This is a genomic window from Marinobacterium aestuariivivens, assembly GCF_042661465.1.
Lineage (GTDB): Bacteria > Pseudomonadota > Gammaproteobacteria > Pseudomonadales > Balneatricaceae > Marinobacterium_A > Marinobacterium_A aestuariivivens.
The window spans coordinates 2,946,230-2,972,466 of the sequence record NZ_JBHSWE010000001.1; the positions used below are offsets into that span (position 1 = coordinate 2,946,230).

22 protein-coding genes and 2 pseudogenes are annotated in these 26,237 nt (G+C 61.7%); 7 read left to right on the forward strand and 17 right to left on the reverse strand.

Translation table 11 applies throughout. The features are described 5' to 3' along the window. Nucleotides 1-521 precede the first annotated feature (521 nt). The 11 genes and pseudogenes from ACFQDL_RS15275 to ACFQDL_RS15325 all read right to left on the reverse strand — a co-directional run bounded on the left by ACFQDL_RS15275 (nt 522) and on the right by ACFQDL_RS15325 (nt 10,999). Nucleotides 522-1,916, reverse strand: coding sequence for an aminotransferase (locus tag ACFQDL_RS15275; RefSeq protein ID WP_379909794.1), 1,395 nt, complete (start codon nt 1,914-1,916; stop codon nt 522-524). Between the two features lie 249 nt (nt 1,917-2,165). Further along, nucleotides 2,166-3,593, reverse strand: a complete 1,428-nt coding sequence (locus ACFQDL_RS15280) for an APC family permease (protein WP_379909795.1) — start codon at nt 3,591-3,593, stop codon at nt 2,166-2,168. 203 nt (nt 3,594-3,796) lie between these two features. After that, the gene (gene argE / locus ACFQDL_RS15285; protein WP_379909796.1) at nt 3,797-4,894 is read right to left on the reverse strand and encodes an acetylornithine deacetylase; all 1,098 of its coding nucleotides are present in this window, start codon (nt 4,892-4,894) and stop codon (nt 3,797-3,799) included. Between the two features lie 119 nt (nt 4,895-5,013). Continuing rightward, nucleotides 5,014-5,490 carry a universal stress protein gene (locus ACFQDL_RS15290; RefSeq protein ID WP_379909797.1) on the reverse strand — a complete coding sequence of 159 codons (477 nt, stop codon included), beginning with the start codon at nt 5,488-5,490 and terminating at the stop codon, nt 5,014-5,016. A gap of 17 nt (nt 5,491-5,507) precedes the next feature. Beyond that, complete coding sequence (locus tag ACFQDL_RS15295) at nt 5,508-6,788, reverse strand: TRAP transporter large permease (RefSeq protein WP_379909798.1); 1,281 nt, start codon at nt 6,786-6,788, stop codon at nt 5,508-5,510. Continuing rightward, nucleotides 6,785-7,345: a TRAP transporter small permease gene (locus ACFQDL_RS15300; protein ID WP_379909799.1), complete on the reverse strand. Its 561-nt coding sequence runs from the start codon at nt 7,343-7,345 to the stop codon at nt 6,785-6,787. Before ACFQDL_RS15300 ends, ACFQDL_RS15295 begins: the two co-directional genes overlap by 4 nt. 57 nt (nt 7,346-7,402) lie before the next feature. Next, nucleotides 7,403-8,431, reverse strand: coding sequence for a TRAP transporter substrate-binding protein DctP (gene dctP / locus ACFQDL_RS15305; RefSeq protein ID WP_379909800.1), 1,029 nt, complete (start codon nt 8,429-8,431; stop codon nt 7,403-7,405). A gap of 72 nt (nt 8,432-8,503) precedes the next feature. Then, complete coding sequence (locus tag ACFQDL_RS15310; RefSeq protein ID WP_379909801.1) at nt 8,504-9,175, reverse strand: DUF1028 domain-containing protein; 672 nt, start codon at nt 9,173-9,175, stop codon at nt 8,504-8,506. Further along, entirely contained in the window at nt 9,172-9,594 is a 423-nt protein-coding gene (locus ACFQDL_RS15315; RefSeq protein WP_379909802.1) for a RidA family protein, read from the reverse strand. The genes ACFQDL_RS15310 and ACFQDL_RS15315 overlap by 4 nt, the downstream gene beginning before the upstream one ends. 86 nt (nt 9,595-9,680) lie before the next feature. After that, a pseudogene (locus ACFQDL_RS15320) lies at nt 9,681-10,679 on the reverse strand (flavin-containing monooxygenase); the annotation flags it as partial. Then, complete coding sequence (locus ACFQDL_RS15325) at nt 10,646-10,999, reverse strand: hypothetical protein (protein WP_379909803.1); 354 nt, start codon at nt 10,997-10,999, stop codon at nt 10,646-10,648. The pseudogene ACFQDL_RS15320 and the gene ACFQDL_RS15325, both read right to left, overlap by 34 nt. Before the next feature lie 138 nt (nt 11,000-11,137). Here ACFQDL_RS15325 and ACFQDL_RS15330 point away from each other — a divergent pair, with 138 nt between their 5' ends. From ACFQDL_RS15330 to ACFQDL_RS15360, 7 genes are all read left to right on the forward strand, one after another. Beyond that, on the forward strand, nt 11,138-12,085 hold the full coding sequence (locus ACFQDL_RS15330) for a LysR family transcriptional regulator (protein WP_379909804.1): 948 nt from the start codon (nt 11,138-11,140) through the stop codon (nt 12,083-12,085). 319 nt (nt 12,086-12,404) lie between these two features. Next, nucleotides 12,405-14,255 (forward strand): aspartate ammonia-lyase, encoded by a 1,851-nt coding sequence (aspA, locus tag ACFQDL_RS15335; protein ID WP_379909805.1) that lies wholly within the window; start codon nt 12,405-12,407, stop codon nt 14,253-14,255. A 23-nt stretch (nt 14,256-14,278) separates the two neighbouring features. Further along, nucleotides 14,279-15,763: an aldehyde dehydrogenase gene (locus ACFQDL_RS15340; RefSeq protein WP_379909806.1), complete on the forward strand. Its 1,485-nt coding sequence runs from the start codon at nt 14,279-14,281 to the stop codon at nt 15,761-15,763. Next, complete coding sequence (locus ACFQDL_RS15345) at nt 15,760-16,356, forward strand: glutathione S-transferase family protein (RefSeq protein ID WP_379909807.1); 597 nt, start codon at nt 15,760-15,762, stop codon at nt 16,354-16,356. The genes ACFQDL_RS15340 and ACFQDL_RS15345 overlap by 4 nt, the downstream gene beginning before the upstream one ends. A 62-nt stretch (nt 16,357-16,418) precedes the next feature. Further along, nucleotides 16,419-17,195: a TIGR01458 family HAD-type hydrolase gene (locus ACFQDL_RS15350; protein ID WP_379909808.1), complete on the forward strand. Its 777-nt coding sequence runs from the start codon at nt 16,419-16,421 to the stop codon at nt 17,193-17,195. 78 nt (nt 17,196-17,273) lie between these two features. Continuing rightward, a complete protein-coding gene (locus ACFQDL_RS15355; protein ID WP_379909809.1) occupies nt 17,274-17,756 on the forward strand; it encodes a DUF2489 domain-containing protein in 483 nt (160 codons plus the stop codon). A 35-nt stretch (nt 17,757-17,791) separates the two neighbouring features. Next, on the forward strand, nt 17,792-18,166 hold the full coding sequence (locus ACFQDL_RS15360; RefSeq protein ID WP_379909810.1) for a hypothetical protein: 375 nt from the start codon (nt 17,792-17,794) through the stop codon (nt 18,164-18,166). A 167-nt stretch (nt 18,167-18,333) separates the two neighbouring features. On the opposite strand, the gene ACFQDL_RS15365 is transcribed toward ACFQDL_RS15360, so the two are convergent. The 6 genes and pseudogenes from ACFQDL_RS15365 to ACFQDL_RS15390 all read right to left on the reverse strand — a co-directional run bounded on the left by ACFQDL_RS15365 (nt 18,334) and on the right by ACFQDL_RS15390 (nt 26,230). After that, nucleotides 18,334-19,722, reverse strand: coding sequence for a response regulator (locus tag ACFQDL_RS15365; protein WP_379913105.1), 1,389 nt, complete (start codon nt 19,720-19,722; stop codon nt 18,334-18,336). Beyond that, entirely contained in the window at nt 19,677-20,996 is a 1,320-nt protein-coding gene (locus ACFQDL_RS15370) for a histidine kinase dimerization/phospho-acceptor domain-containing protein (protein WP_379909811.1), read from the reverse strand. The genes ACFQDL_RS15365 and ACFQDL_RS15370 overlap by 46 nt, the downstream gene beginning before the upstream one ends. Then, complete coding sequence (locus ACFQDL_RS15375; RefSeq protein ID WP_379909812.1) at nt 20,993-21,679, reverse strand: ABC transporter substrate-binding protein; 687 nt, start codon at nt 21,677-21,679, stop codon at nt 20,993-20,995. The genes ACFQDL_RS15370 and ACFQDL_RS15375 overlap by 4 nt, the downstream gene beginning before the upstream one ends. Before the next feature lie 272 nt (nt 21,680-21,951). Beyond that, a complete protein-coding gene (locus ACFQDL_RS15380; RefSeq protein WP_379909813.1) occupies nt 21,952-24,003 on the reverse strand; it encodes a TonB-dependent receptor plug domain-containing protein in 2,052 nt (683 codons plus the stop codon). 317 nt (nt 24,004-24,320) lie between these two features. Further along, nucleotides 24,321-25,609: pseudogene (locus tag ACFQDL_RS15385) on the reverse strand (TRAP transporter large permease). A 105-nt stretch (nt 25,610-25,714) separates the two neighbouring features. Then, nucleotides 25,715-26,230, reverse strand: coding sequence for a TRAP transporter small permease subunit (locus ACFQDL_RS15390; RefSeq protein ID WP_379909814.1), 516 nt, complete (start codon nt 26,228-26,230; stop codon nt 25,715-25,717). Nucleotides 26,231-26,237: the final 7 nt, after the last annotated feature.

Sequence of the window (26,237 nt, forward strand, 5' to 3'; positions counted from 1 at the left end):
ATCCCGTCAGGATATTCCGGCTTCAGGCCGAAGCGCCAGTATCAGACCCTGCCCAGGCATCTCGTCGCCCGAAACCATTCGCTGCGGGGCGCAGCTCCTACGAGGGAGACGCCAAGCATCGGGCTTCAGCATTTGCATCGCTGCGAGGGCGTGCTGCCCCACCACGGTTGTTGGGCTGCAGCCCAACCTACAAAAGCGCCAAGCATCCCGTCCGGTTGGCAGGGACTTATTCGCGGTGCCAGCCTCCCAGCGAAAAGCATTCGCTGCAAGGCAGTGCTCTTCGGCTACGCCGCTCCTGCGATAATCCGCACGTAGCTGGCTCCGTCGCGAATGGCTTTGAAATAGCGAACAATTGCAGACGCAACAAAAAAAGCGAAGAACGTTTCCGTTCTTCGCATAAAACACAGCAAGAAGTGCGTTACTGATTGAGCTGTATGATCAGTCGTTCGCTGTGTCGAGGCAGTGCCTGGGTCGCCTGCCGTCATCGGACTGAATGGTCCGATGACCGGGAGCTTCAACTATCAGAGATAGCCTTCTTTCTTGAGATCGGCCATGGTCGCCTCGATGCTCTCGCGTAACGTTGCGACCATGAAATCGACGTGCTCCCTGGTCAGGGTCAGCGGCGGCGACAGCACGTTCATGTGCGCCAGCGGGCGTACGATCAGGCCCCGGGCCTGGCAGTGGTCGGCGATGCGGTTGCCGACTTTTGCATTCGGATCAATCAGCTCCTTGGTCTCCTTGTTGGCGACGTTCTCGATGCACATCATGAACTTGCGGCCGCGTACATCGCCAACGATCGGCAGGTCGCCGAGTGTTTTCAGCTGTTGCTCGAAGTAGGTGCCCATCTCCTGTACGTGGCCACAGAGGTTTTCGCGTTCCATGATCTCGATATTCTTCACGCCGGCGGCACAGCTGACTGGATGGCCGGAGTAGGTGAAGCCGTGGGTGAAGATGGCGCCGTCCGCCTGCGGCTTGCTGATCACCTCGTAAATCTCGTCAGAAAGAATGGTGGCACCGAGTGGCAGGTATCCGGAGGTCAGACCCTTGGCGCAGGTGATGATGTCCGGCACGATACCGAATTCGTCCTCGGAGGCGAACATGTGGCCCAGACGACCGAAGGCGGTGACGACCTCGTCGGAGACATAAAGCACGCCGTACTTACGGCATACCGCCAGGATTTTTCTGTGGTAACCCTCCGGCGGCACGATCACGCCGCCGGCGCCCATGATCGGCTCGGCGAAGAAGGCCGCGACGTTGTCCGGTCCCAGTTCCAGGATCTTGTCTTCGAGTTCCTGCACCTTCTCTTCGCAGAACTCCCCGAGGCTCTGGCCTTCCGGGCGGCGGTAGGGATTGGGGCAGGAGATATGGTGCACCAACTGCTGGTCGATGTCGAAACCGATGTGGTCGAACTTCACGCCGGTGATCGACATGGCCATGTAGGTGCTGCCGTGGTAGCCGTCGATACGCGAGATGATCTTCTTCTTGCTCTTCTTGCCGAGTTGATTGAAGTAGAAATGAATGATACGCACCGCGGTATCATTGGCGACGGAGCCACCGCAGCCGTAGAAAACGTGATTCAGGCTGCCCGGCGTCAGTTCTGCGAGCTTCGCTGCCAGCTGAGCGGCCGGCACGGTGGTGTGGTGGCCGAAGCAGGAGTAGTAGGGAATCTGGCGGATCTGGTCGGCGATTGCCTCGGCCATCTCTTCACGGGCATAGCCTATGTTGACGCACCAGAGGCCGCCGATGCCGTCCAGGTATTCGCGTCCGTCACCGTCCTTGACGTGTACGTTGTCGCTGTCGGCCAGGACCAGGGAACCGGTTTCCTTGAAAGTTGAAAAGTCTGTCCATGGGTGGATGTAGTGGTCTTTGTCCTGCTGCCACACTTCCTGCATATCGATGGGTTTCTTGTCGGACATTTTTCAGGCTGCTCCTGGGTTTTAATTCTTGATGCTGAGTTACAGCTTCTACACTAAAGCGATGATCAGCATTGGTAAAATATGATTTTTGGTTTTCATGTATTAGTAAAAGCTATGCTGGTTGTAAGTGATATTCGAGCACGGGCGTGGAAGTGGCTTTAGCCACGAAGGGTGGCTGGCACGAAGGTAGTGGGAAAACGGCACATATACAGTAAAAGGCGAACCCCCGGATGGGGGTTCGCAGGAGGATTATTCCGCCTTCAGGACTTTCTCGATGGGTTCGGGTTTGAACAGCGGTTTCTTCATCACCAGCTTGACCCAGGCGATGCCGATGACCGAGACGATCGCCAGCACTACTCCGGCCGCACCGAAGATCTGGCCGCTCAGTTCCGGCGCCGGCGAGGCATAGAAGATCGCATAGATCATCCCGGCGATGCCGATGATCTGTGGCAGCGGGTAGAACGGCGTCTTGTAGGGCCGCGGCAGGTCGGGGTAGCGCTTGCGCAAGATCATGACGTCGATATGGGTAATGATGTAGGCCAGCAGCCAGGCGATCGCGGCGGCGATCAGCAGAAGTCCGATGGCGTCCGGATCGTCACCCATCACGATCATTGGCAGGCCGGTGATAGCGGCGACGAAAAGTACCGCGACCCAGGGCGTCTGGGTGCCCGGCATCAGTTTCTTGAGCTGCGGAAAGGCCTGGCCGTTCTGCGCCATGCCGTAAAGCATGCGCGGAATCGCCGCCAGCGAGGTGTTGACGGTACTGCAGGTAGCGGTTACGGCTGCGACGGCGAGGAAGGTCAACCCGGCGTCGCCGAATACAGCCTTGGCGAAGTCGTAGTGAGGCAACGCGGAACCGGCCAGGTCGTCCGCCGGAATATAGAAGAGGGCGCCGAGACAATAGATCGCGATGGTGGCGAAGATGATGGTGACGCCAAGGATCATCGAGCGCGGGATATTGCGTTCAGGGTTCCTGGATTCTTCGACCAGCGGGCAGACGAACTCGGCGCCAACATAGCCCCAGATCGCCAGCGCCACCAGGGTGATGACCTCGCCGCCAAGCGGATTCCAGCTGGCTGTCAGGTCGATGCCTGCCGGATGGGGCTCCACCGCGCCGAATACGGCGCTCAGTCCCAGCAACAGCAGCACCACAACCATGATGAAGGCCAGTGCCGACTGCAGCTTGGCAAAGAGGTCGATGCCCAGCAGGTTCAGTACCGTGAAGAGCGCGAGCAGGCCGAAGCCGACCGACATTGGCGGGAAAACGCCGGGATAGATCTTTTCGATGATGAAGTCGACCAGCAACAGTTCGGCCGAGAGCGCGAACATGGCGACGACGACGTAGCCCGAAAAAACGGCCAGGATCGCGGGGAAGTGCCCGATGGCGACCTCGGTGTAGCTACTGAGGCTGCCCGCCCGGGGAATCATCAGCGACAGCTCCGAGAAAGAGTAGACGTAGGTCAGTGCGAGGACATAGCCGATCGCCAGCGGGATGATGAAGCCCAGGCCGGCGATACCGGCACCCTGCAGCATCAGTACCATGACGCCCTGGGAAACGACCAGCCCGACGGCAACGGCGAGCAGGGACCCGAGTCCCAGGATGCGTTTGAACCCCGATTTTTCTTTTTCGCCACTGGCCGCATCGGCGGCAGTCGCGTAACCCATATGTTCAGACATGGTTGGCTCCTGTTGGATTTCTTATATTTCTGGCCTCAGGCGAGCTGTATTCCGTCTGTGTCGGAACCGGAGACCTTTGCTGGGAAAATGGTGTGCGTTGTGGTGACCCGGTTTTGCGTCGAACTCCTCCCGTTTGATTGGCTACCTGATACAGAGCCGGTCGATCAGGCGCGCCACCAAGGCCTCACACCGTTCGAGCTGACTCAACTGGATAAATTCATTCGGCTTGTGCCCCTGGTCCATGCTGCCAGGGCCGCAGACGACCGTGGGAATCGCCAGCTCCCGGCTGAACAGGCCCCCTCGGTACCGAAGTTGATGCTGGCGATAGTGTCGCGTTCTGCCAGTGTCCGTACGAAGGCAATCACCTCGGCATCCTCGGCGGTGCTGAGGCCGGGGTATTCGGTGGTGACTTCGATATCGATGCCGCAGTCCGGGCCGACCCGGCGCATATCGGTAACCAGGTCGTCGGCAAGGTCCCGCAGCTGCTGCAGCAGGCGCCGTGGGTCTTCGGCGGCGATATTGCGCATTTCGAACAGGAAGCTGCAGTGGTCGGGTACGATATTGAGCGCCGTGCCGCCTTGCACGGTACCTGTATGAATAGTGCTGTAGGGAATCTCATAGCCCTCCTCGAAGGGGCCCTCGCTGTGGCGCTTGAGTCCCTCGCGCTCCAGCCAGCCGATCAGTCGCGCGGCATAGTTCACGGCGTTGACGCCCTGCGGCGCCATACCCGAATGACACGCCTGGCCCCGTACCGTCACGCAGGCAGCGAGCTTGCCCTTGTGTTTGTTCACCACCTGCATGCCGGTCGGCTCGCCGATGATGCAGAACGCAGGCTGTACCGGATGCCGGCGCATCGTTTCGATCAGGCGTCGGACGCCCAGGCAACCGATTTCTTCGTCATAGGAAAATGCCAGGTGGATCGGCGTCTGCAGGTTCGCGGCCTTCATCTCGGGGACCGCGGCGAGTACCACGGCGATAAAGCCCTTCATATCGGCAGTGCCGCGACCATAGAGGCGGCCGTTCTCTTCCGTCAGGCGGTAGGGCGGGTGCGTCCAGTTCTGACCGGTCACCGGTACGGTATCGGTATGGCCCGAGAGCATGACGCCGGCTTTATTCACCGGCCCGACGGTGGCGTAGAGGTTGGCCTTGGTTTTCGCCTCGTCGTAGACCAGTTCGCTGTCGACGCCGAAACTGGAGAGGTAGTCCTGCACCCAGGCCATCAGCGCCAGGTTGGAGCGGACACTGGTGGTGTCAAAACCGATCAGCCGGCTCAGGACTTCTAGGGTCTGTTCATTGGCCATATGGACTCCTGGCAATGCGGGCAGGATCGGACTGTTCGCCCGACCCTGGACTCAGGTTATGGGATTGCATTGCATTCTTAAAATATTTTTAAATTTTTAAATGCATTGATAAAGCTGATCTAGCGGACAGTGATACAGGTGCAGTGCGCAAGGGCATTGACCTTGTGGGAGACGCTGCCCAGCAGCAAGCCCTCGATTTCGCCCAGGCCCCGGCAGCCGAGGATAATGGTATCCACATGCAAGTCCCTGGCGCACTTCAGGATGGTGGCGGCGGCGGATCCGCGCCGGACTAATTGCTCCACCCTCCCGAGGCGGTAGTCGTCAAGCAGGGCTGCCGTGTCGGCCAGGCTTTCCTCGGCGATCGCGCGCAGCGAAAGCTCGACCGGGCTGGCAGTATCGAAGGGGCCGACCCTGATCTGGGTATAGCGACGGTTGGTATAGGAGATATGGCGATAGACACTGAGCAGGGTAAGGCGCGAGCCAAAAGACTGTGCCAGCCGGCCTGCGGTCCGTGCGGCTCTGATCGCATTGTCAGACCCATCTACGGCGACCAGCAGGTGCCGAAAAATTCCGGGTGTCGGTAATGGTGATTCCATGGTCGGGCTCCGGTGGGTCAGGGCAGCATCAGATCCCGAAGGAGCAGGGCAATCTGAGGAAATAGCACCAGTAGTACAGAGGTTGCCAGCAACATCAGGATAAAGGGCGGTGTGCCGCGGATGACATCCATATAGGGACGTCTGAATATGGCGATGGCGGTGAAAATGTCGCAACCGAACGGCGGCGTTGCCGAGCCGATCGCGACCTGAAGCGTGATCATGGTGCCGACCAGGACCGGATCGAGGCCCGAGGAACGGATCAGCGGCAGGAAGATCGGAATCAGAATCAGCATCACCACGATGGGATCGACGAACATGCAGCCGATAAAAAAGGCAACGGCGATGCTGATCAACACCGTTGTCGGGGCAGCATCGGCAAGGTGAAGAGCGGCAATCAGGGTCTGGGGGATCTCGGCATAGGAAAGGGCCCAGGAGAAGGCCGCGCCGACACCGATCAGGATAAAGACCACCGCCGTTACCAGACTGGTGGACAGGGCGATCTCCGGCAGTTCCTTGAGCTTCACGGAACGAAAGACGAAGACCTCCAGCAGGATGGCGTAAAGCACGCATATCGAGGCGGCCTCGCTGGGGCTGAAAATGCCACCGTAGATGCCGCCGACGATGATCAGCGGGAATCCGGCCGGCCAGAGAGCGCGCCTTAATGCCAACAACCGCTGTGACCTGCTGGCCTTAGGCTCGACCGGTATCTGTTTGCGCCAGGCATAGATCACGGCATAGATGGAAAACATCGCCAGGATCAGCAACCCGGGTCCGATGCCGGCTATGAAGAGTTCCGATATCGAAGTACCGGACAATACGCCGTAGACGATCATGCCGATGCTCGGCGGGATCAGAAAGGCAATGTCCGAGGCGTTGATCGTCAACGCCATGGTGAATGCATCGTCGTAGCCGGCCTTGAGCATGCGCGGACGCATCGGCCCGCCGACTGCGACCACCGTAGCCTGGGTCGAGCCGGAGACGGCGCCGAACAGGGTGCAGGTGGTGGCAACGGTGACTGCCAGGCCGCCGCGGATATGACCAACGCAGCGCATCACCAAATCGAGCAGCCGGTCGGCGGAGTGGCCGCGGGTGATGATATCGGCGGCGAGGATGAACATCGGGATGGCGATCAGCGCGGTGGGTTTCACGCCGCTGACCATCTGCTGAATGATGATCGTCGGATTGAGCATTTCGAAAAAGAAAAAGAATCCCGCCAGGGTTGCGACGATCAGCGGCATCATCATCGGAAATCCGAGCAGCAGCAGCACGATCATGGTACTGAGCATTACTGCGGTCATGGGCTTACCTCCCCAGCAGCGGAGGTTTCGTCGTAGACGTCCAGTGCGCTGAATGACAGGAAGATGTCCCGGCTCTGCAGGTTCTTGATAAAGGCCAGGCCATATTGCAGACCGCCAATGAAGAGCCCCAGCGGTACCACGAGCAGTGTCCAGTAGACCGGGATCTGCAGCGCCGCAGTGATCATGCCGCGTTGCGCCACCTTGGCGACGTAGAGGCAGGCGTAGTAGCTGAGCAGGAACAGTGTCAGCGCCGTACTAAAGGTGATGACGAGCATAAGCGCCTTCTTGCGCCGGTCATTGAGCAGGTCATAGAAGGCCGACATACGGATATGACGACCCGTGCGGGTGACGTAGCCGAGTCCCATGAAGGTCACGATGACCATCAGGATCTGGTTCAGCTCTTCGGAAAAATAGAGACTTTGTGAGAAAAGGTAACGGCCGAACACGTTGACCACGGTGTTCAGCGCCATCAACAGTATGCTGGCCGACAGGCACCAGGCTTCGAAGCGGCTGATCCAGCCGTCCACCCGGTCCAGGCCACGTAACAGCGCGTGCATCTTGGCATCCTCGAACGATCGGCCGGCCGTCTGGGCGGCCGGCCGGGGTGGAAAGGATCAGTTCAGTTGCGCTTCCCACTGCTCGCGTTCTGCAAGGAAGTTGTCGAGCACCTGCCGACCGTTGTCGCCGACCAGTTCGACGAACTTGCCGCGGGTCTTTTCGGCGCGCTCGCGGAAAAGGTCGCGCTGAGCCTCGTTGAGACGAATGTATTCCATCTGTGGCTTCTCCTCGAGAATCTTGGCCAGGAACTGCTCTTCGAGGCGTGGCACCTCATCCATCATGTGGATGCTGACCTCTTTCAGTGTCTCCTGCACCAGTTGCTGGCGCGCAGGCGGAAGGCTGCCGAACCAGTCTTCGCCGGTGACGATGGCGCTGGTAAACAGCTGATGGCGGGCCGAGATCAGGTGGTCGGTAACCTCGAAAAACTTGCTCTGGTAGATCGACGAGATCGGATTGCCGACGCCGTCGATCACCTTCAATTGCAACGCGCCGTAGACCTCGCCGAACGGCAGCGGCGTCGGGCTCGAGCCCAGATCCTTGAACGCCTCTACCTGCAGCGGCGACACCAGGATGCGCATCTTGAAGTTGTCGAGATCCGCGGGGCTGCGCACCGCGCGATTGGCGGCCCAGGCATCCTCGCCCTCGGAATAGATGCTCATCAGGCGCAGGCCGCTCTTGGCGAAGTCCGGCGCCATGTCCTCGAACACCGTCTTCGACTCGGTCATCAGCTTCTTGTTGACGTCATTGCTCTCCGAGAGGATGAACGGGATCGAGAACAACTGGATTTCAGGTACGAAGGAACCGAGGTGGCCGAGGGAGACGTTGGCGAACTGTAGCGCGCCGTTGGCGGCGAGCTCAGTGGTGTCGGCCGAGGTGCCGAGGGTGCCGCCGTAGTAGATTTTGACCTCGACGTCGCCGTCGGTCTTTTGTTCGATGCGTTTTTTGAACTCCTGGGCGTAGAGGTCCTGAATATCGCCCTGGGACACTTCAATCGAGTACTTCCAGGTTTCAGCCTGGACGCCGGCTGCGAGGCAACTGAGGGCTGTGGCGGCGGCAAAACGGGTGAGGCGTTGGGACCATTTCATAGGATAAGACTCCTGTTGTTGTTGTCGGTGGAGCAAAATTGCCCCGCGCGAGCGCGGGGCCTGGTACGGCTGTTATTCGTCGCCGGGTACGCCGAATGACTCGGCGTTGGACGGATCGCTGGCGCGGGTGACATAAGCCTGCAATTGCGGTTCGTAGAGGAACCAGAGGTTGCGCAGTTCGCCGATCGGCGCCTGGTGCCAGTCTACGCGCAGGTCGACGACCGGCCATTTCGGCTCGGCGGCCACCAGCAGGCCGGCCGAGTGTACCGGCCCCATCTCGCCACCGGCGGCCAGTCCCGCCTCGAGCGCCTGCACCAGCCGTTCGGCCAGGTGGCCCTCGCTGTTTTCGAAGGCACTGATCATCGCTTGCGGCACTTCGGTGTTGGCCAGCAGGTTGCCCATCGCCAGGCAGTGCTTGCCTTCAGCGGTGGCGTGGATGCCCAATGCCCGGGCACCGCTGAAGGTGGCGGTTTCACCGCGGGCGTTGAGTACGCCGAGCTGGCGCCACTCGACGTCGCTGTCGGCCTCGGCCTGACGTGCGAGAATCGCAGCCGGGGCCAGGCCTTGCTGCAGCAGGTCGAGGCCCAGCGATCCCAGGTCGGGGTTGGTGACGTTCTGGGTCAGGGCCACGCCTGTGCCGCTGCGCACCCAGGCGCAGCGGCTGGCGACGCTGATGCTGGATGAGGTGATGGCGCAGCCGAGCATGCCGGTTTCGGGGCAGAACCCCGCTACGGAAAAGGTCATGCGGCCTCCTCGTCGGGAATCACCGCGATGACGTCGATCTCCATCAGCCATTCGGCCTGGGCAAGGCCGGCGACGACCAGGCCGGTGGAGATCGGATAGACACCCTTAAGCCACTTGCCCACCTCGCGGTAGACCGGCTCGCGAAAACGCGGGTCGGTGATATAGGTGGTGGTCTTGACGATATGGCTGAGGTCGGAGCCGGCTTCTTCGAGCAACTGCCTGACGTTTTTCATCGCCTGCTCGGCCTGGGCGCGCGGGTCGCCCAGGCCGACCAGTTTGCCTTCGAAGTCGGTACCGACCTGACCTCGTACGTAAACGGTGTTTCCGGCACGTACGGCCTGGCAGAGATCGTTGTCCAGCGACTGATTCGGATACGTTTCCTTGGTATTGAACATGCGGATTCGAGTATGGGTAGGCATCGACTGACTCTCGTTATGCTGATTGTTTGAACCTGTGAATAGCGACTTTAGAATCAAGGGACAGGCCATCAGGTCCGTCCCTGCGATCAGTCTTCCGCCTGGCGTTGCGAGGCATCACGATAGGCAAGATATTTGCGCTGAGTGGCGATATGGTCCGCAATATGCCTGGCATCATGCCAGACGCCCCAGATGAAACTGGAGCCACGACGTGACAGCCACGGCAGACCCACGAAATAGACGCCGGGCTCGGTTGAGACACCGCGCTGATGCTGCGGCTTGCCGTTTTCGTCGAAGGCGTTCACATTCAGCCAGCTGTAATCGACCGCGAAGCCCGTCGCCCAGACGATCGAGGTAACGCCGGCCTCGGCCAGGTCGAGTTCGAGAATGGGATGGGTCACGCATTCCGGATCCGGGAGCATCGCACGGGCTTCAGGTTCCTCCGGAAGGTCGAGGCCGTTGCGCTCAATGTAGGCGTCAGCGGCATCCAGCAGCGACAGATAGTTCTCATCGCCGCGTGCTAGGTTCCCGGCGAGGTCCGGCTGGAAGGTCACCACACCGTCGTTGAAGGACTTCGTCAGTCCCACGAGCGTCATCCCCTCGTTGGCAAGTCGTCGGAAGTCGACCGTCTGGCCACCATGGGCACCGCTCACGGCAATGGTGACGTGCTCCGTGCCCGGCTTCATGGCCTCGGCATCCCATTCGCCGAGGACGCCCAGCCACCAGACGAAGTCACGGTTGCGATAGGCGCGCGGAGGACGGTCGTGCGGTCCAACCGAAAGGTAGACTTTCTTGCCGGCCCGCTGCAGCTCATCCGCGATCTGCACCCCTGACGACCCCGCGCCTACCACCAGAACCGCACCCTCGGGCAGCTGCCCGGGGTTGCGATAGTCGGCGGAGTGGATTTGGGTGATGTTTTCATCGTCCGGCGCGATCGGCGGTATAACGGGACGCTGGAAAGGTCCGGTGGCGGCAACCAGGCGATTGGCCTCGATCACGCCCTCGGAGGTTTCAATGCAAAAGCCCGGACGATCGGCATTGCGTTCCACCTTCTTCACTTCCACGCCCGTACGGATGGGTGCGTTGAACTTCCTGGCGTAAGCTTCGAAATAGTCCGCAACGCGCTCTTTCGGGGGAAAGCGTCGGCGTCGAGATCGTCGAACTCCAGGCCCGGAAACCGGTCATGCCAGGCCGGGCCGTTGGCCACCAGCGAATCCCAGCGTTTCGTGCGCCAGGCTTCGGCGATACGGTTGCGCTCCAGAACCAGGTGGGGAACCCCGAGGTTGCTCAGGTGTTCGCTCATGGCCACGCCGGCCTGACCGGCGCCAACAACAAGCGTATCTATTTCTATTTTTTTAACTGTCATGTCTTTGTCCTTCTGGAGGGCGGGTTGATTCAGACCGGTCATGGCTTGCCTGTTCTGTATTCGCCAAGACTAGGTGTTGGTGTTGTATCGGTAAAATATTATTAACCTAACAATTGAATTTGAAAATTTGATACAGTGGTCCGAGACCCGCCACCAGGCGGTACTGATGGAGGTTTCAAGATGCGTTTTACCCTCAAGCACCTGCGCTATTTCGTTGTTGCCGGAGAGAAGAGCAGCGTCACCAAGGCGGCCGAGATGCTGCATGTGTCGCAGCCGTCGATCTCGTCTGCGATCCTGCACCTGGAGGACGTGACCGGCCTGCAGCTGTTCGTCCGTCACCATGCCCAGGGCCTGTCGCTGACGCCGCCGGGACGGCAATTTATGCGCAAGGCCAAGCAGCTGCTGGCCGAAGCCGACGGTCTCGAGCACTACGCCCAGACCCTGGGGCAGGATGTCGCCGGCTCGCTGCGTATTGTCGGCTTCCCGACCTTCACGCCGATCCTGCTGCCGGGCCTGATCAAGCGCTTCGTCAATGCTTACCCGGCGGTCAGCGTCCAGTGCGACGAGAAGCATCAGAAGGACATCATCCAGAGCCTGCACGAGGGCCGCTACGAACTGGCGCTGACCTACGACATGCAGATCCCGTCCGATATCGAGTTCGAGCCGCTGATGGAGTTTCCGCCCTACGCCGTGGTGGGACGGGAACATCCGCTGGCGGATCGCCAGGAAGTGTCGCTGAGGGAGCTGGCGCCTCACCCGATGGTGTTACTGGACTGGCCGATGAGCCGGGAGTACTTCTACTCGCTGTTCCTGAGCCTGGAGCTGGAACCCAACTTCGCCTACCAGGCCGAATCGCTGGGGATGGTACGCGGGCTGGTCGGCAACGGCTTCGGCTATACGCTGTTCAACAGCCCGATGGCCTGCAACCTGGCGTTCGATGGCACCGAGCTGGTGGCGATACCGCTGACCGAGAAGCTGCGACCGCTGCGCATGGGCGTGGCGCGTCTCTCCCAGTTCCGGCTGACGCCGGCTGCCGAGGCCTTCATCAAGAAGATCGGCGACCAGGCGCGTGAGCTGTCGAACAGCGTCTTCGAAGACAACCGCTTCTACCGGCTGCTGATCGATTGAATCCTTTGGGAGATTCGGCCATCCCTGATAGTGGCAGGCGCCATGGTCGAGATATCGTAGGAGCCTCGCACCGAGGCGAATGAGTTCGGCACGGCGGTTGTTCGCAACGGGGGCGTTGCTCCTACGGGTTCCACCGATAGGGCGTGGGAGAGGCGCCGGCCTGTGGTTGAAATAGCATAAAAAAAAGAATCCAAGAGAAATTATTTCTATATTTTACAAATATTGGTGCGCTTTCTAGTCTGGCAACCTGGAGTCCGAACAGCCCGTTCGGCCATCCTCGCAAGCGGCCGGCAATGCCGGGACCGTATCGGAGTGAAGAATGAATGCCAACACCAAAAAGTTGATCCGGGCCGCACTTGCGTGCGATGCCCTGGAGGCCAGCGACTTTGCCGGACTGCTCAAGCTGTGCACGCTCGAGGAGGTGAGACAGGGAACCCCGATCCCGGACCTGACACAGGGCCCGGAGCTGAGGATCCTTGTCAGCGGTGAAATTCAGCAGACGCTTCAGGGGCGCAGCTTCAGGCTCAGTGCGCCGGCGCTGTACGGCGGTGTCTGCGGCGGGCTTGAAATGCCGGGGCTGGCAGAGGTCGGTCTGGCGCTGAGCGATATCCTGCTACTGCGCCTGGAACGCAGTGTCCTGGAGGACTGGCTGGCAACGGCGCCCGAGCGCGCCCAGGTCGGCAACCGCCTCCTGCAACTGTCACTGGCGCGCCAGCGAGCCATGAGCGAGGCGCAGGAGCATCTGCCGGTGCGCCGGGAAAAGGACCTGCTCGGCGAACGCGAGGTGCCCCAGAGCGTCTACTACGGCGTCCAGACCCTGAGGGCGGTGGAGAATTTTGCCGTCACCGGCATCAAGTTGATGCATTTCCCGAAGCTGGTGATCGCGCTGGCGATGGTGAAGAAAGCCGCGGCGCGCGCCAACCGCAAACTCGGGTTGCTGGATGTGCCGCGCACCGACGCCATCTGCCAGGCCTGTGACGAAATCATCGCCGGTCGCTGGCACGGGCACTTCGTCGTCGATGTCATCCAGGGCGGGGCAGGCACTTCGACCAACATGAACGCCAACGAGGTGATCGCCAACCGCGGGCTGGAGCTGATGGGACATGCCCGCGGCGACTACCAGCATCTGCATCCCAACAACCATGTCAACCTGTCCCAGTCCACCAATGACGCCTATCCCAGCGCCATCCGCCTCGGCATCCTGCTCAGCCACGGCGATTATGTCCGGGCGCTGTCGGATCTGTGCTATGAACTGAAACAGAAGTCGGTGGAGTTTTCCGACGTGATCAAGATGGGGCGCACCCAGCTGCAGGATGCGGTGCCGATTACCCTGGGGCAGGAATTCGATGCCTGGTACTCGACGCTCAAGGAGGATATCGAGGAGGTGCGCGACGTGGTCGAGTACTTCCGCGAGATCAACATGGGCGCTACGGCCATCGGCACCGGCATCAACACCGACCCGGAGTACTCCAGTCTGGTGATCGAGGAGCTGGCGCAGATTTCCGCCCAGTCGGTGGTGGCGGCGCGCAATCTGATCGAAGCCACCTCCGATATGGGGGCCTTCGTGACCTTTTCCAGCGTACTGAAACGCAATGCCGTGAAGTTGTCCAAACTCTGTAACGATCTGCGTTTGCTGTCCAGCGGTCCGCGCACGGGTTTTGCGGAGATCAACCTGCCGCCGATGCAGCCGGGCAGCTCGATCATGCCGGGCAAGGTCAATCCGGTGATCCCGGAAATGGTGAACCAGGTGGCCTACCAGATTATCGGCAACGACATCACCGTGACGATGGCGGCCGAGGCTGGCCAGCTGCAGCTCAACGTGATGGAGCCTGTCATCGCCTTCAACGTGCTGCAGTCGCTGCAACTGCAGATCCGCGCCATCCGGACGCTGGACGAAAAATGTATCCGCGGCATCAGCGCCAACCGCGAACGCTGCCGGGAGCTGGTCAACAACAGCATCGGCATCATTACCGCGCTGAACCCCTACATCGGCTATGAGAATGCCGGCCGCATCGCCAGGCAGGCGGTCGAGCAGGACATGAGCGTACGCGAAATCGTGCTCGCCGAAGGGCTGCTGAGCCCGGCGGAACTGGACGAGGTGCTGAGCGCCGAGAACATGACCCGGCCACGTCGGCTGGCTGCCAGCTATAGAATGAAAACGGTTGCCTGATCGGCACCCAGGAGAAGAAGATCATGACCGAGAAGAACAAGGCCTACTGGCTGAGCAAACGCGAGCAGATCGAGCTGCGGACCCGTGCCTGGATCGACGGCCGCTTCGTCGAGGCCAGCGACGGCCAGACCTACGAAACCCGCAATCCGGCCACCGGCGAGCATCTGGCGAATATCGCCGCCTGCAGCGCCGACGACGTCGACAGGGCGGTGCAGGCGGCACGGCGTACCTTCGACTCGGGCGTCTGGTCCGAGGCCGCGCCGGCGCAGCGCAAGGCGGTGGTCCGGCGCCTGGCCCAGCTGATCCGCGACAATGCCGACGAACTGGCACTGCTCGAAACGCTCAATGTCGGCAAGCCGATTGCGGATGCGCTCAATATCGACATTATGGGGGCTGCCGGCTGCTTCGACTGGTACGCCGAGGCGGTCGACAAGCTCTATGGCGAGGTGGCGCCGACCGACGGCAACAATATCGCCACCATTACCCGCGAGCCGATCGGCGTGGTCGGCGCGGTAGTGCCCTGGAACTTCCCGCTCGATATCGCCGCCTGGAAACTGGCGCCGGCGCTGATCAGCGGCAACTCGGTGGTGCTCAAGCCCGCCGAGCAGTCGCCGCTGACCGCGCTGCGCCTGGCGGAACTGGCCAAAGAGGCCGGCCTGCCGGACGCTGTGCTCAATGTCGTCACCGGCCTGGGTGAGGTCGTCGGCAAGGCTCTGGGGCTGCACATGGATGTCGACTGTATCGCCTTTACCGGCTCGACGCAGGTCGGCAAGCTGTTTCTCGGCTACTCGGCCCAGTCCAACATGAAACAGGTGTGGCCCGAGACCGGCGGCAAAAGCCCGAACCTGATCTTCGCCGACTGCGATCTGGACGCGGCGGTCGAGCACGCCGTCAACGGCATTTTCTTCAACCAGGGCGAGGTCTGTTCGGCCAACTCGCGGATACTTGTCGAACGCGGCATTCGCGACCGTTTCGTCGAGAAGTTCGTGGCCAAGGCGCAGTCGCTGAAGGTCGGCGACCCGCTCGAGGCCGATACCCGCGTCGGTGCCCTGATCGACAATGAACATGCCGCCCGGGTACGCGAGCATATCGCCAATGCCGCCGACGAGGGTGCGCAGCTGCTGACTGGCGGCGCCGGCGATACCGATACCAACCTGGTAGCGCCGACCATCTTCGACGGCGTCACGCCGGACATGCGCATCGCCCGCGACGAGGTGTTCGGCCCGGTGGCGGCGCTGATCACCTTCGATACCGAGGCGGAGGCGCTGCGCATCGCCAACGATTCGATCTACGGCCTCGCGGCGTCGCTCTGGACCCGGGATCTGAACCGGGCGCACCGCGTCGCGCGCAAGCTGCGGGCCGGCACCGTCTCGGTCAACACCATGGATGCGCTTGATTTCAGCACACCGTTCGGCGGCTACAAGCAATCCGGTTTCGGCCGCGACCTGTCGCTGCATGCCCTCGACAAGTTCACCCAGCTGAAGACCACCTGGATCAAGCTCGGATGATGATTCTCTACAGTGCGCCGCGTTCGCCCTACGCCCGAAAAGTGCGTATGGCGCTGCTCGAGCTCGATCTGGGTGAACGGGTCGAGATCCGTTCGGTGAATCCCTTCGACAACCAGCCCGACCACCTGGCGACGAACCCGCTGGCACGGGTGCCGGCGTTGCAACTGCCGGACGGTACCCGCCTGTGCGACAGCCGGCTGATCCTCGATTATCTGGACGAGACCTTTGCTGCGGCTACGGACCCGGGGCATCGCGACTGGGCGCAGCGCAATCGCATTGTGCTGGCGGAAGGCGTGATGGATGCGGCTTGCGGCCTGGTCAGCGAGGAGCGCCGTCCCCGCGAGGTACGGCACGAGGCCGCCGCCTGGCGACTCGAAGACGTGCTGAGCCGCGCCTTGCTCGCGCTCGAAGCCTCATCGCAAGCGTTGTCCGCCGAGTTGGCGGGACGGCTGGAGATCACGCTGTGTTGCACCCTGGGCTACATGGATTTCCGTCTGTCGGCGATCGCCTGGCGCGCCATCTGCCCGACTCTGGCGGACTGGTTCGGCAGCTTCTCGCAGCGCCCGTCGGCACAGCGCACGGCGCCCCGCTGAGGTTCGGGCAGGGCGGTCGACGTCTATAATTGAGTCGGGTGGCACCTATGGTAGGAGGGCATATGAAAGCCGGGGGACTGCTGTTCGATCTCGATGGCGTACTCTACGTCGAAGACCGGTTGCTGCCCGGTGCGCAGGAGGTCATGCAGCAGGTGCTGAAGCAGGGCATTCCGTTTCGCTATATCACCAACACGTCGACAAAGTCACTGGCCACGCTGGAACGGCAGCTTGAAGACCGGGGGCTGCCGGTGCCCGATAACTCGGTTTTCAGTGCCATCAGTGCGGCAGTGCAATGGCTTGACGACAACGGTGTCCGGCGCATTTTTCCGGTGCTTGCGGATGACGCGCAGCAGGATTTTGCCCGCTTCCGGATCGACGATGCGCAGCCGCAGGCGGTCGTACTCGGGGATATCGGCGAGGGCTGGAACTACGGGCTGCTCAACCGGCTGTTCGGTTACCTGACCGGGGGCGCCCGGCTGGTCGCGGTCCACCGCAACCGCTACTGGCAGACCGAAAGCGGATTGCAGCCCGACCTGGGACTCTTTGTTGCCGGCCTCGAATACGCGGCCGATATCGAGGCGGTGGTGGTCGGGAAACCGTCGGAGCGATTTTTTCGTACAGCTTGCAACGGCCTCGGGCTTGAACCGGGGCAGGTGGTGCTGGTCGGAGATGATATAGAGAGCGATATCGGCGGTGCGCAGCGGGCCGGCCTGACGGGCGTGCTGGTGCATACCGGCAAGTACCGCCGCGAGCGGGTCGAGCGCTCGGGCATCGACCCCGATATCGAGATCGCCTCGGTCGCCGAATTGCCCGGCGTACTGCCGCAGCTGTTCGCTTGACTGGGTTTCGGGCGCCCAATATGGATAATGGGCACCGGGTTTTGTTAACGGTTTTTCCAGGCAGTCGGGTGGTGGCGGATGAGTGATGAAGTTCTGTATGTGTTGATTGGTGTCGGACTTCTGGTGATCGCGGCGCTGGCCGCGCTGATTGCCCGGCAGTTGCGCCAGCAGCGCGAGCAGAAGGCGGCGCAGCGACAACAGCTGGAAGAGGCCAGGAACAAGGCGCGGGAGCAGCGACAGTATCTGATCGACAGCATCCGCGTGATCGCCCGCGCGATGCATGACGATGAAAAGCTGACGCTGACCGAGGGTTGCATCCGGCTCAAGGTGCTGCTCGACAACCTCAAGCCCGACCTTCACCGCAATCCCGATTTCGAGATTATCGAGCGTCACTACGAAGCCACGCGTCATATTCCCTACCTGGACGCCTGGCGCAAGCTCGAGCGCACGGAACAGCGGCGCTATCAGCGCGAGATGGACAGCCTCGAAAGCGAGAACCGTGCTGCACTGCTGCTGGCGGCGGAGAAACTCTGCGCCTATCCCCTGGACAGAATGCACTGATCCAGCCTGACTCCCGGCGTCATCGAGGCTGACAGATGGAATTCGTTGCGGCCTTTGTCGTTACCCTGCTGGTACTCTGCCTGATGGCGGTGGCGCTGCACTTCGGCCGCTCGCCGACCTATCGTCCCTCGCGTACCGAGGTGCTGGATCTTCTGCAGGGCGTGCTCGACGGTTCGACCTCCCGTCAGCGCTGGGACCTGTTCATCGGGCTCCCGGTACACCACGACCCCGAACTCGAAAAGGTTCGGCGCCGCTGCCTGGTGCTGCAGGAGGGGGACGATGAGCAGCCGGCGGCCGGAGAAGGACTCGACGGTCTTCTGTTCGACAGGGCAGGGCGCGAGCGCCTGGGCCATATCGTTGATGATCTGCGAACGCTGATTGCCAGGGAGCCGGTGTATCGGGAGTTCTAGCGTGTGAGGACGTGAGGACGTGAGGGCGTGGAGGCGTGAAGGCGAAACGAACGTAGGGCACCCTGAGCGCAGCGAACCGTGCCGAAGTTATCGATGCAATTCGCTCTGCCCTATAAATCCGGGCTCTGGGATGACTACCCGTAACCCGTAACCCGGAACCGGAACCATTACGCCATCGGCTCGGGAGCCTTCTCCCCCGTTACTTCCGGCAGCGTCTGGTGCTCGATCAGTCGCTGCAGGCGCCAGAGGGCCTGCCAGAGGGCGCGAATGTCGCCGTCTTCGATCAGCTGGTGGAATTCCGCCGTGGCCGCTTCCAGTTCCGGCATCTCGTACAGGCCGGCGATGCCCAGCAGCTGGTGGGCATGGTGACGCATCTGCTGACGGTCCCGCCGGCCGAATCCCTTCAGGCAGCCGTCGAGCTGCAGGCGCAATTCCTGTCCCAGCAGACCGGGGTCTATATCCAGGCGTTCCAGCGGGCCGCTTCCGGTCGCCGTTGCGACGTGCGCAAGGCTGCGCTGACACAGGGTCTGTACCGTTTCCAGCAACGCCTGCTCGTTGATTGGCTTGAGCATGATTCTGGAAATGCCGGCGTCCTGCAGTGCCTGGTGTTCGCGTTTGACCACATTGGCGGTCAGGGCGACGATGGGCAGCCCCGGATAACTCTGGCGCAGCAGGCGGGTGGCCTCGATGCCGTCCATCTCCGGCATGTGCACGTCCATCAGAATCAGGTCCGGCAGCTGCCTCTCGACTTCGGCGAGCACCTCCAGGCCGCTGCGTGCCTGACGCGGGCAGATGCCGGCATGTTCCAGTATCCGGCTGATCAGCAGCCGGTTGAAGTCGTTGTCCTCGGCGATCAGCAGGTCGAAATCCTGCTGCAGCACCGGCTGGCCGGGGCCTGGATCAGCCGGCTGTGCACTGCCGGGTCGCAGCGCCTGCTGCAGCCGTTTCAGCCTGACCGGCTTGTGCAGCATCAGCGTATTGCCATCGGCGGGCGCTTCGCTGACGGTACTGGAGCAGAGAATAACGAGGCGTCCGGAAAACCGCCGGCGCAACTGCTGCAACGCGTTGCGCGGCAGTGTGGCCTCGGCGCAGGGACGCTGACCCCAGATCACCATCGGGTAGTTTTCGGCGCGCTCGCAAAGGTCGCCGAAAGTGTCTGCCAGGCCCACTTGCAACTGGAGGCGCTGCAGCAGGCCCAGCAGCACATCGCGCATCTGCGGATGGGGATCGTAGAGCAGGACCGGGCCGGTATCCGGCAACGGCTCGGGCCGGCCGGTCATGCCTTCGCGGAACGGGAAGGGGATCGACAGGCTCACTTCGGTGCCGTGGCCGACTTCGCTGGACAGCCGGATCTGGCCGCCCATCAGCTCCGTCAGCTTGCGGGTGATGACCAGCCCAAGCCCGGAGCCACCGAAACGCCGGGTGATCGAGGTGTCGGCCTGGGTGAAGGCCTGGAAGAGCTCCTGGGTCTGCTCGGGCGGGATGCCGATGCCGCTGTCGACGACCCGGATCAGCAGCAGGCACTGATCGCCCCCTGGGGCCTGGGTTCGACACAGACCCGGACCTCGCCCTGCTCGGTGAACTTGATGGCGTTGGCAACCAGGTTGGTGAGGATCTGGCGCATGCGGGTCGGGTCGCCGATCAGCGTTGCCGGCGTCTTAGGATCCAGCTGCAGCAGCAGCTCCAGCCCCTTGCCATGGGCCAGTGGCGCCTGCATCTCTAGCACATCCAGCAGCAGGTCCTCGAGTTCGAACGGAATCCGTTCCAGGCGAATGGCGTCGGACTCCAGCTTCGACAGGTCCAGGATATCGTCAATCAGCGTCAGCAGCAGCGTCGAGGTCTGGTTGATGATACGGGTATATTCGCGCTGTTCCTCTGTCGCACCGGACTCTTCCAGCAGCCGCGCAAAACCGAGCACCGAGGTCATGGGCGTACGCAGCTCGTGGCTCATGCGTGCGAGAAATTCGTCTTTTGCGCGGTTGGCGGCGTCGGCCTTCTGGCCGGCCAGCTCGAGCTCGTGATTCTGGGTTTCCAGGTGGTTGAGCGTGGCTCTGAGGCGGCGGGTGGCGGTTTCGACCCGGCTTTCCATCACCTGGTTCGACTCCTGGACGCGCGCGGCCATACGGTTGATACCGCGGGCGAGGGTGCGCAGTTCACCGGTCAGGGTCACTTCGGCGCGGGTATCGAGGTGTCCCTCCTGCAGCCGTTCGATCACCCGGCTCAGGCCCTGTATCGGCGCGGTAATGCGCTGGCCGAAGCGCCGGGCCAGAATCGAGGTGACCAGGAAGCTGCCAAGCATCAGCAGCAGGCCACCGAAGAGGATGCTGCGCTGGCGCGCCAGCGTCTGCTCCTTCGACAGTATCACCAGCGCATAGCCGATGGTGTCGAGTTGAGGCTCGCCTTCGGGGTACTCCGGCACATCCTGGAACGAGATACCGGTGACCCTGACCGGCTGCATGAAATACCACTGCAGGTCATGTTCATAGACATAGGTGCGGTCCTGGTTGAGCTGGAGCTCGAATTCGCGCGTGCGCAATATCAGTTCGAAGTCGCCGTCGAGGAAAACCACATCGGCGACATCGGGCTCCTGGCTGATGCCCCGCGCCAGGTTCCCCAGCACTTCGTGGTTGCCGACCATGAGGCCGAACTCAGATGCCGAGGCCAGCAGTCGGCTCATCGACTTGCCGCGTTCGATCAGCGCGGTCTGGGTATCGTCGATGCGGGTGCTGATGAAGTAGCTGCCGAGGATAACGGCGAAGATCACCAGCGGCAGCAGCGAAATCATCAGCACCCGCTGACGGATGCTCAGGGGTCTGAGGCGGTGCATCATTCGATCAACTCCGCCAGAGCGGCATCGTCCGGCACCTTCAGGTCAAGGGTGCGGGCGACGACGGGATTGCTGCTGACCGTGAAATAGCGTGGAAAAGCCGGTCCCGGCAGCGGCAGGCCGCCCTCCAGCTGCAGCAGCAGCTCGCCGGTCTGGCGGCCGATCTGTTCCGGCGTCGAATAGACGGCCGCAAGCGCACCGGCTTCGACATAGGTTCGTGAGAAGCCGATAACCGGGATTTGCTGGCGCAGCGTCACATAGAGCAGCCATTTCGCCGTGGCCCGGTTGAACAGGGCGCTGTCGGGCAGGGCCAGGAACACATCGCTCTGGCGTACCACCGGCTGCAGTTTCTCGATCGGGTTGTCGGTCTCCGCCAGGGTGATGGAAACCGGCGACAGCCCTTCGGCTTCGGCCGCCTTGTTAAACAGCTCGCGTTCGGCGGATGAAAAGGGGCCGAACATGGCGCCGATGCTCTTGGCATCGGGCACCAGCGTATGGGCCAGACGCAGATGACGCTCCAGGGGCTGATCGAGGTAGATGGCGGTCAGGCGCTGCTGGCGCACCATTTCCGTGCTGCCATACAGTGCGGCAAGCGACTCGAAGGTGGCGCGGGGTATAAAGGCGCAGATCAGCGAAAAGGCTTCGTCACTGCGCTGCAGCAGCTGTTCACAGGCCCGGGCACCCACGGCTACCGCCCGTTCGGCCCGGAGCGGCTCCCGCGGCGGGAGTTCGTCGGTTGCATAGCGCCTCGTGGGTGCCTTGAAGGCACTTTCTATGGCGCGGCCCACCTGGCGGTAGATAGCGCTCTCGTCGCTCAGCAGAACCAGGGGGCGCTCCAGGCAGGCGTCCAGGGCATAAGGAGGAGCAAAAGCAGGCCGAGACTCAGAGACCCGAGCTTGGCTATGCTGTTGCTGCCTGTACCCTGCATGCTGCCTGTCCCTGCGCCTGCGGTTAACGATCAGAAGTCCAGCGTCAGTTGCAAATAGGTGCGTCGATCGAAGCGGTTGAACTCATAGAACTCGGAGTACTCGTTGCCGAGAAAGTTTTGCATAATCAGCGCTCCCTGCAGATTATGGTCCGGGCCAAGCGCAATGCTCTTGCCCAGGCGAAGATCGGTCCTGTTGTAGCTATCGCGGAAACCGCCTTCGTCCCACTGTACCTCATCGACATAGTACTGGGCCAGGCTCAGCTCCCAGCGCGCCGGCAGGCTCAGGTTCAGCAGTGCCGAGGCCGTATGCAGCGGGGTCTGTGGCAGGCGTGCGCGCACCAGGCCGTCGTCTGCCGGCCCCTCGTCATGGATAAAGTCGGTGGTGTTGACATAGGCATAGTTCAGCAGGAACCAGAGGCGGCTGGCGGGCTGTAATCTGAGTTGAAACTCCAGGCCGTCGTTTTGCCAGGCAGTGCCGTTGTACTGCTGGCGTATCCGGCTGTCGATATCGGCGGCCGGTATACGGTAGCTGTCGACCACCTGCTCGACTTCCTCCCGGAAGATACGGGCGTCGAAATGACCGTTCAGCGAGGTAAAGGCGCGATAATAGCCGACTTCCGACGTACGGATGCGCTCAGGCCCGAGTTCCGTATTCGGTATCGTTACCCTGTCCATCACGTTGCCGGACGGATCGAAGATGGTGAACTGACTGTTTTCCTCCAGCAGAGATGGCATTCGGTAGGCCTGGCTATAGGCCACCCGGAACACCGACTGCCGGTCGGGTCTGAAGTTGAGCGCGGCGCGGGGCGACAGGCGGGCTCCGCTGCTGCTGGTGGTGCTGGTTTCCACCATGCTGCCGAGGTTGAGGGTCAGGGACTCGGAGGGCGACAACTCCAGGTTGCCGAACAGGCGCCAGCGGTCTTCCTCGATGCGACCGCGGTCCTGCAGCAGCACCTCGCTGCTGGCGGTCTCGTGGCGGTAGCCCAGTCCCCACAGCAGCGAGGCCCGCTCCGGCAGCAGCCGGTAGGTGTGCTGCAGCTCGAGATCGTACAGCTCGGCCCTGCCGTGTTCGTTGTCGAGCCGGAAGTCCGGGTTCTGTGCCAGCAGGGCCGCCGCGAGCCCCGCTGGCAGACCTTCGTACTGCACCAGGTCCGCGACGGTCGCAGTCGGTGTCGAGAGGTTGAGGTAGTTGTGGTAGGCCGAGACTCTTATTTCGTTGTCGATATCGCGCAGGTGGTCCCAGCGAAGATACTGGTAGTTGGAACGGTGCTCCCGCTTCACGATCGGCTTGTCGGTGCTGTCCAGGTCGCCGCGATAGGCATAGCCGTCCGTGAAGCCGGCCTGCAGCGACAGGGTGTCGGCGATCGTCGGCGCCAGGCTGCTGCTGAGGTTCAGGTACTGGCCGCGGGCACCGTCCCGGAACCGTTCGCTGCCGTCGTTCTGATCGTGGCCGACGGAGACCCGGGTCTGGCTGCTGCCGAGGCTGGTGCCGAAACGGCCTTCGACTCTGCGGGTGTCATGGGAGCCGCCGAGCAGCTTCAGCGTCGCGCCCGATTCGCTGTAGGGGGAGCGCGTCACGATGTTGATCGCGCCGAGAAAGGCGTTCGAGCCATAGGCCGGTACGCTGGAGCCGCGCACCACCTCGATGCGTTCGATATCGTCGAGTGCAAGTCCGAGGGAGTTCCAGTCCACGGTCGACAGCAGTGGCAGATAGACCGAACGGCCATCCACCATCACTTCGAGGCGCCGGGGGTGGTCGTCGCTGGCGCCATGATAGGTGACGCCGAACTTGTTGCTGTTGACATGGTAGGCCTGGAATCCGGGGACCAGCCGGAAAAGATCCGGAATATTGATCGCGCCCGAGGCACGAATCATCTCGCGATCGATAATACTGATCGACGCCGGTGCCTCCGTCAGTTTCTGCGGCATGCGGGTGGCTGAAACAACATCGGGAATATCGGCGTAAAAGTCGGCTTCGCTCAGCGCAAGGGTGAATTCATCGGCGCCGGCGGTGGCGCTGCCCGGCAGGCTGAGGGCGAAGATCGCCGCAAGGGGCAGGGCAACGGGAGAATGGATTCTCATCTTGGAGTCACAGCAATCAGTAAGGTTGTCGTTTCAGATCCGGGTTCCGACATAGACGATGACGGCAATCATCAGGATCGCTTCGAAAATGAAACCGTTGGTGGAAAGGATCCAGTCCAGCATCGTGATACCCGGCCGGGAACAGGGACGGTTAAGCTACCATAAATGCTGGCCAAGGCCCATTTGCTATTGGTGGCAGGCGAGTGGAGATGTTGGAAAAACGCCCATCCCCGTGCAGCTATGCGCCGGTGGTATTTCGTACATCCTGCACACAAAAAACGGGGCCGCAGGGGCCCCGTTTGCTGTCCGGTACGGGGTCAGGGCCCGTACAGCTGCTCTGGCAGCCAGAGTACGATCTGCGGGAAGGCCAGCAGCAGGCCGAGACCGACGATCTGCAGCAGGATGAAGGGGATTGCCGCCTTGTAGAGATCGTAGATGGTGATCTCGGGCGGCGCCACCGATCGCATGTAGAACAGGTTGTAGCCGAAGGGCGGCGTCAGGTAGGCGGACTGCATGCTGACGATGAACAGCACGGCAAACCAGACCGTATCGAAGCCCAGGGATTCGACGATCGGCACGAACAGCGGCACCGTGATGAAGACGATGGCGAAGTCGTCGAGGAACATGCCCAGCACGAAGTAGCAGGCCAGCATCATGATGATGACCCACATCGGCGACAGTTCCGCGTCTTCGACGATATCCTGCAGCAGGAAACCGGCATCGAGGCCGATATAGACCTTGCTGAAGAAGATCGCGGCGATGGTGATCCAGATCAGCATGCCCATGAGCCGGGTGGTGCTCAGCAGCACATCCCTGAGCATGGCCCAGGTCAGGGTGCGATAGGCCGCGGCGCAGAGAATGGCGCCGAAGGCACCGATGGCGGATGCTTCGGACGGTGCGGTGACGCCGGCTATGATGCAGTACAGCACGGTGGTGATCAGTGCGCCTGGCAGCACCAGTGCCTTGAGGGACTTGAGCTTGTCGACCAGGCCGAGCTGCTGCTCTACCGGGACCGGCGGTGCCAGCGACGGATTGATGCGGCTGCGGACCAGGATATAGACGATGTAGATGCCGGCCAGCATCAGGCCCGGTATCAGCCCTGCCGCGAACAGTTTGCCGACCGACTCGCGGGCCAGGAAGGCATAGAGAATCATCAGCACGCTGGGGGAATCAGGAAGCCCAGCGCGCCTCCGGCCATGATGGTGCCGGTCACCAGTTTCTTGTCGTAGCCACGCTTGAGCATGGCGGGGAGGGCGATAACCCCAAGACTGACGGTGGCTGCGCCGGACACCCCGGCCATGGCGGCGATCAGGGCGCAGATGATGACGGTGCCGATTCCCAGGCCGCCGGGAATCTGGCCCATCAGCTTGTTCATCATCTCGAACAGGTCGTCGGTGATGCCCGAACGTTCCAGCATCAGACCCATGAAGATGAACATCGGCAGGGCGACCAGCAGAAAGTTGTCCATCGCATCGAAGGAGCTGATGGTCAGCAGTTCGAGACCGCCGGTGCCCCAGAGGGAGTAGGCGAAAACGACGCCGACGCTCAGCAGTGACCAGGCCAGCGGCGCACCCAGCATCAGCATGACGAACATGGCGCCGAACATGCCTATTGTAACGAGTAGCGGATCAAGTTCTGACACCTTGAGTTCCTTTGCATTCCTTGTAATTGTCTGGCGCCAGGGCGCCGTTTCTTAGTCCGCCGGCGGCCATCAGGCCTCGTTGCCGGCGTCTTCATCGGGTGTCAGGTTGAAGACCACCAGAAAGTCCCGGATCCAGTGTGCAATGCTCTGCAGCAGTACCAGACCGACGCCCAGCGGCAGCATGGTCTTGAACGGATAGACCGGAGGGCCCCAGGTGCTTTTCGAGGACATTTCGTTTCTCTGCCAGGATTCGATGGCGAATTCGCAGGCCGCGTAGAAAAACACGGCAAAGACAACCAGCACGACGGTGCCGGTGATCAGGTCGAAGATCGCCCGGCCGCGTTTGAACAGCAGATGATAGATGACTTCACTGCGCACATGCGCCTGGTGCCTGTGTGTATAGGCGCCGGCGAGGATGCAGAAAGTACCATACAGCATGGTGGTGGTTTCATGGGCCCAGGAGGTTGGATTCAGGAAGAAATAGCGGGCCGTTATTTCGTAAAGCAGGACGCCGATCATGGCAAGGCACATCCAGGAGACGGCCTTGCCAATGAATTCGGATATCCCGTCGATTGCATCAAGCAAGCGAGAT

Bases quoted from the DNA above. Each gene is read 5' to 3' on its own strand.
- ACFQDL_RS15275 (WP_379909794.1), bottom strand. From the start codon at position 1,916: ATGTCCGACAAGAAACCCATCGATATGCAGGAAGTGTGGCAGCAGGAC.
- ACFQDL_RS15280 (WP_379909795.1), bottom strand. From the start codon at position 3,593: ATGTCTGAACATATGGGTTACGCGACTGCCGCCGATGCGGCCAGTGGC.
- argE (WP_379909796.1), bottom strand. From the start codon at position 4,894: ATGGCCAATGAACAGACCCTAGAAGTCCTGAGCCGGCTGATCGGTTTT.
- ACFQDL_RS15290 (WP_379909797.1), bottom strand. From the start codon at position 5,490: ATGGAATCACCATTACCGACACCCGGAATTTTTCGGCACCTGCTGGTC.
- ACFQDL_RS15295 (WP_379909798.1), bottom strand. From the start codon at position 6,788: ATGACCGCAGTAATGCTCAGTACCATGATCGTGCTGCTGCTGCTCGGA.
- ACFQDL_RS15300 (WP_379909799.1), bottom strand. From the start codon at position 7,345: ATGCACGCGCTGTTACGTGGCCTGGACCGGGTGGACGGCTGGATCAGC.
- dctP (WP_379909800.1), bottom strand. From the start codon at position 8,431: ATGAAATGGTCCCAACGCCTCACCCGTTTTGCCGCCGCCACAGCCCTC.
- ACFQDL_RS15310 (WP_379909801.1), bottom strand. From the start codon at position 9,175: ATGACCTTTTCCGTAGCGGGGTTCTGCCCCGAAACCGGCATGCTCGGC.
- ACFQDL_RS15315 (WP_379909802.1), bottom strand. From the start codon at position 9,594: ATGCCTACCCATACTCGAATCCGCATGTTCAATACCAAGGAAACGTAT.
- ACFQDL_RS15325 (WP_379909803.1), bottom strand. From the start codon at position 10,999: ATGACCGGTCTGAATCAACCCGCCCTCCAGAAGGACAAAGACATGACA.
- ACFQDL_RS15330 (WP_379909804.1), top strand. From the start codon at position 11,138: ATGCGTTTTACCCTCAAGCACCTGCGCTATTTCGTTGTTGCCGGAGAG.
- aspA (WP_379909805.1), top strand. From the start codon at position 12,405: ATGAATGCCAACACCAAAAAGTTGATCCGGGCCGCACTTGCGTGCGAT.
- ACFQDL_RS15340 (WP_379909806.1), top strand. From the start codon at position 14,279: ATGACCGAGAAGAACAAGGCCTACTGGCTGAGCAAACGCGAGCAGATC.
- ACFQDL_RS15345 (WP_379909807.1), top strand. From the start codon at position 15,760: ATGATGATTCTCTACAGTGCGCCGCGTTCGCCCTACGCCCGAAAAGTG.
- ACFQDL_RS15350 (WP_379909808.1), top strand. From the start codon at position 16,419: ATGAAAGCCGGGGGACTGCTGTTCGATCTCGATGGCGTACTCTACGTC.
- ACFQDL_RS15355 (WP_379909809.1), top strand. From the start codon at position 17,274: ATGAGTGATGAAGTTCTGTATGTGTTGATTGGTGTCGGACTTCTGGTG.
- ACFQDL_RS15360 (WP_379909810.1), top strand. From the start codon at position 17,792: ATGGAATTCGTTGCGGCCTTTGTCGTTACCCTGCTGGTACTCTGCCTG.
- ACFQDL_RS15370 (WP_379909811.1), bottom strand. From the start codon at position 20,996: ATGATGCACCGCCTCAGACCCCTGAGCATCCGTCAGCGGGTGCTGATG.
- ACFQDL_RS15380 (WP_379909813.1), bottom strand. From the start codon at position 24,003: ATGAGAATCCATTCTCCCGTTGCCCTGCCCCTTGCGGCGATCTTCGCC.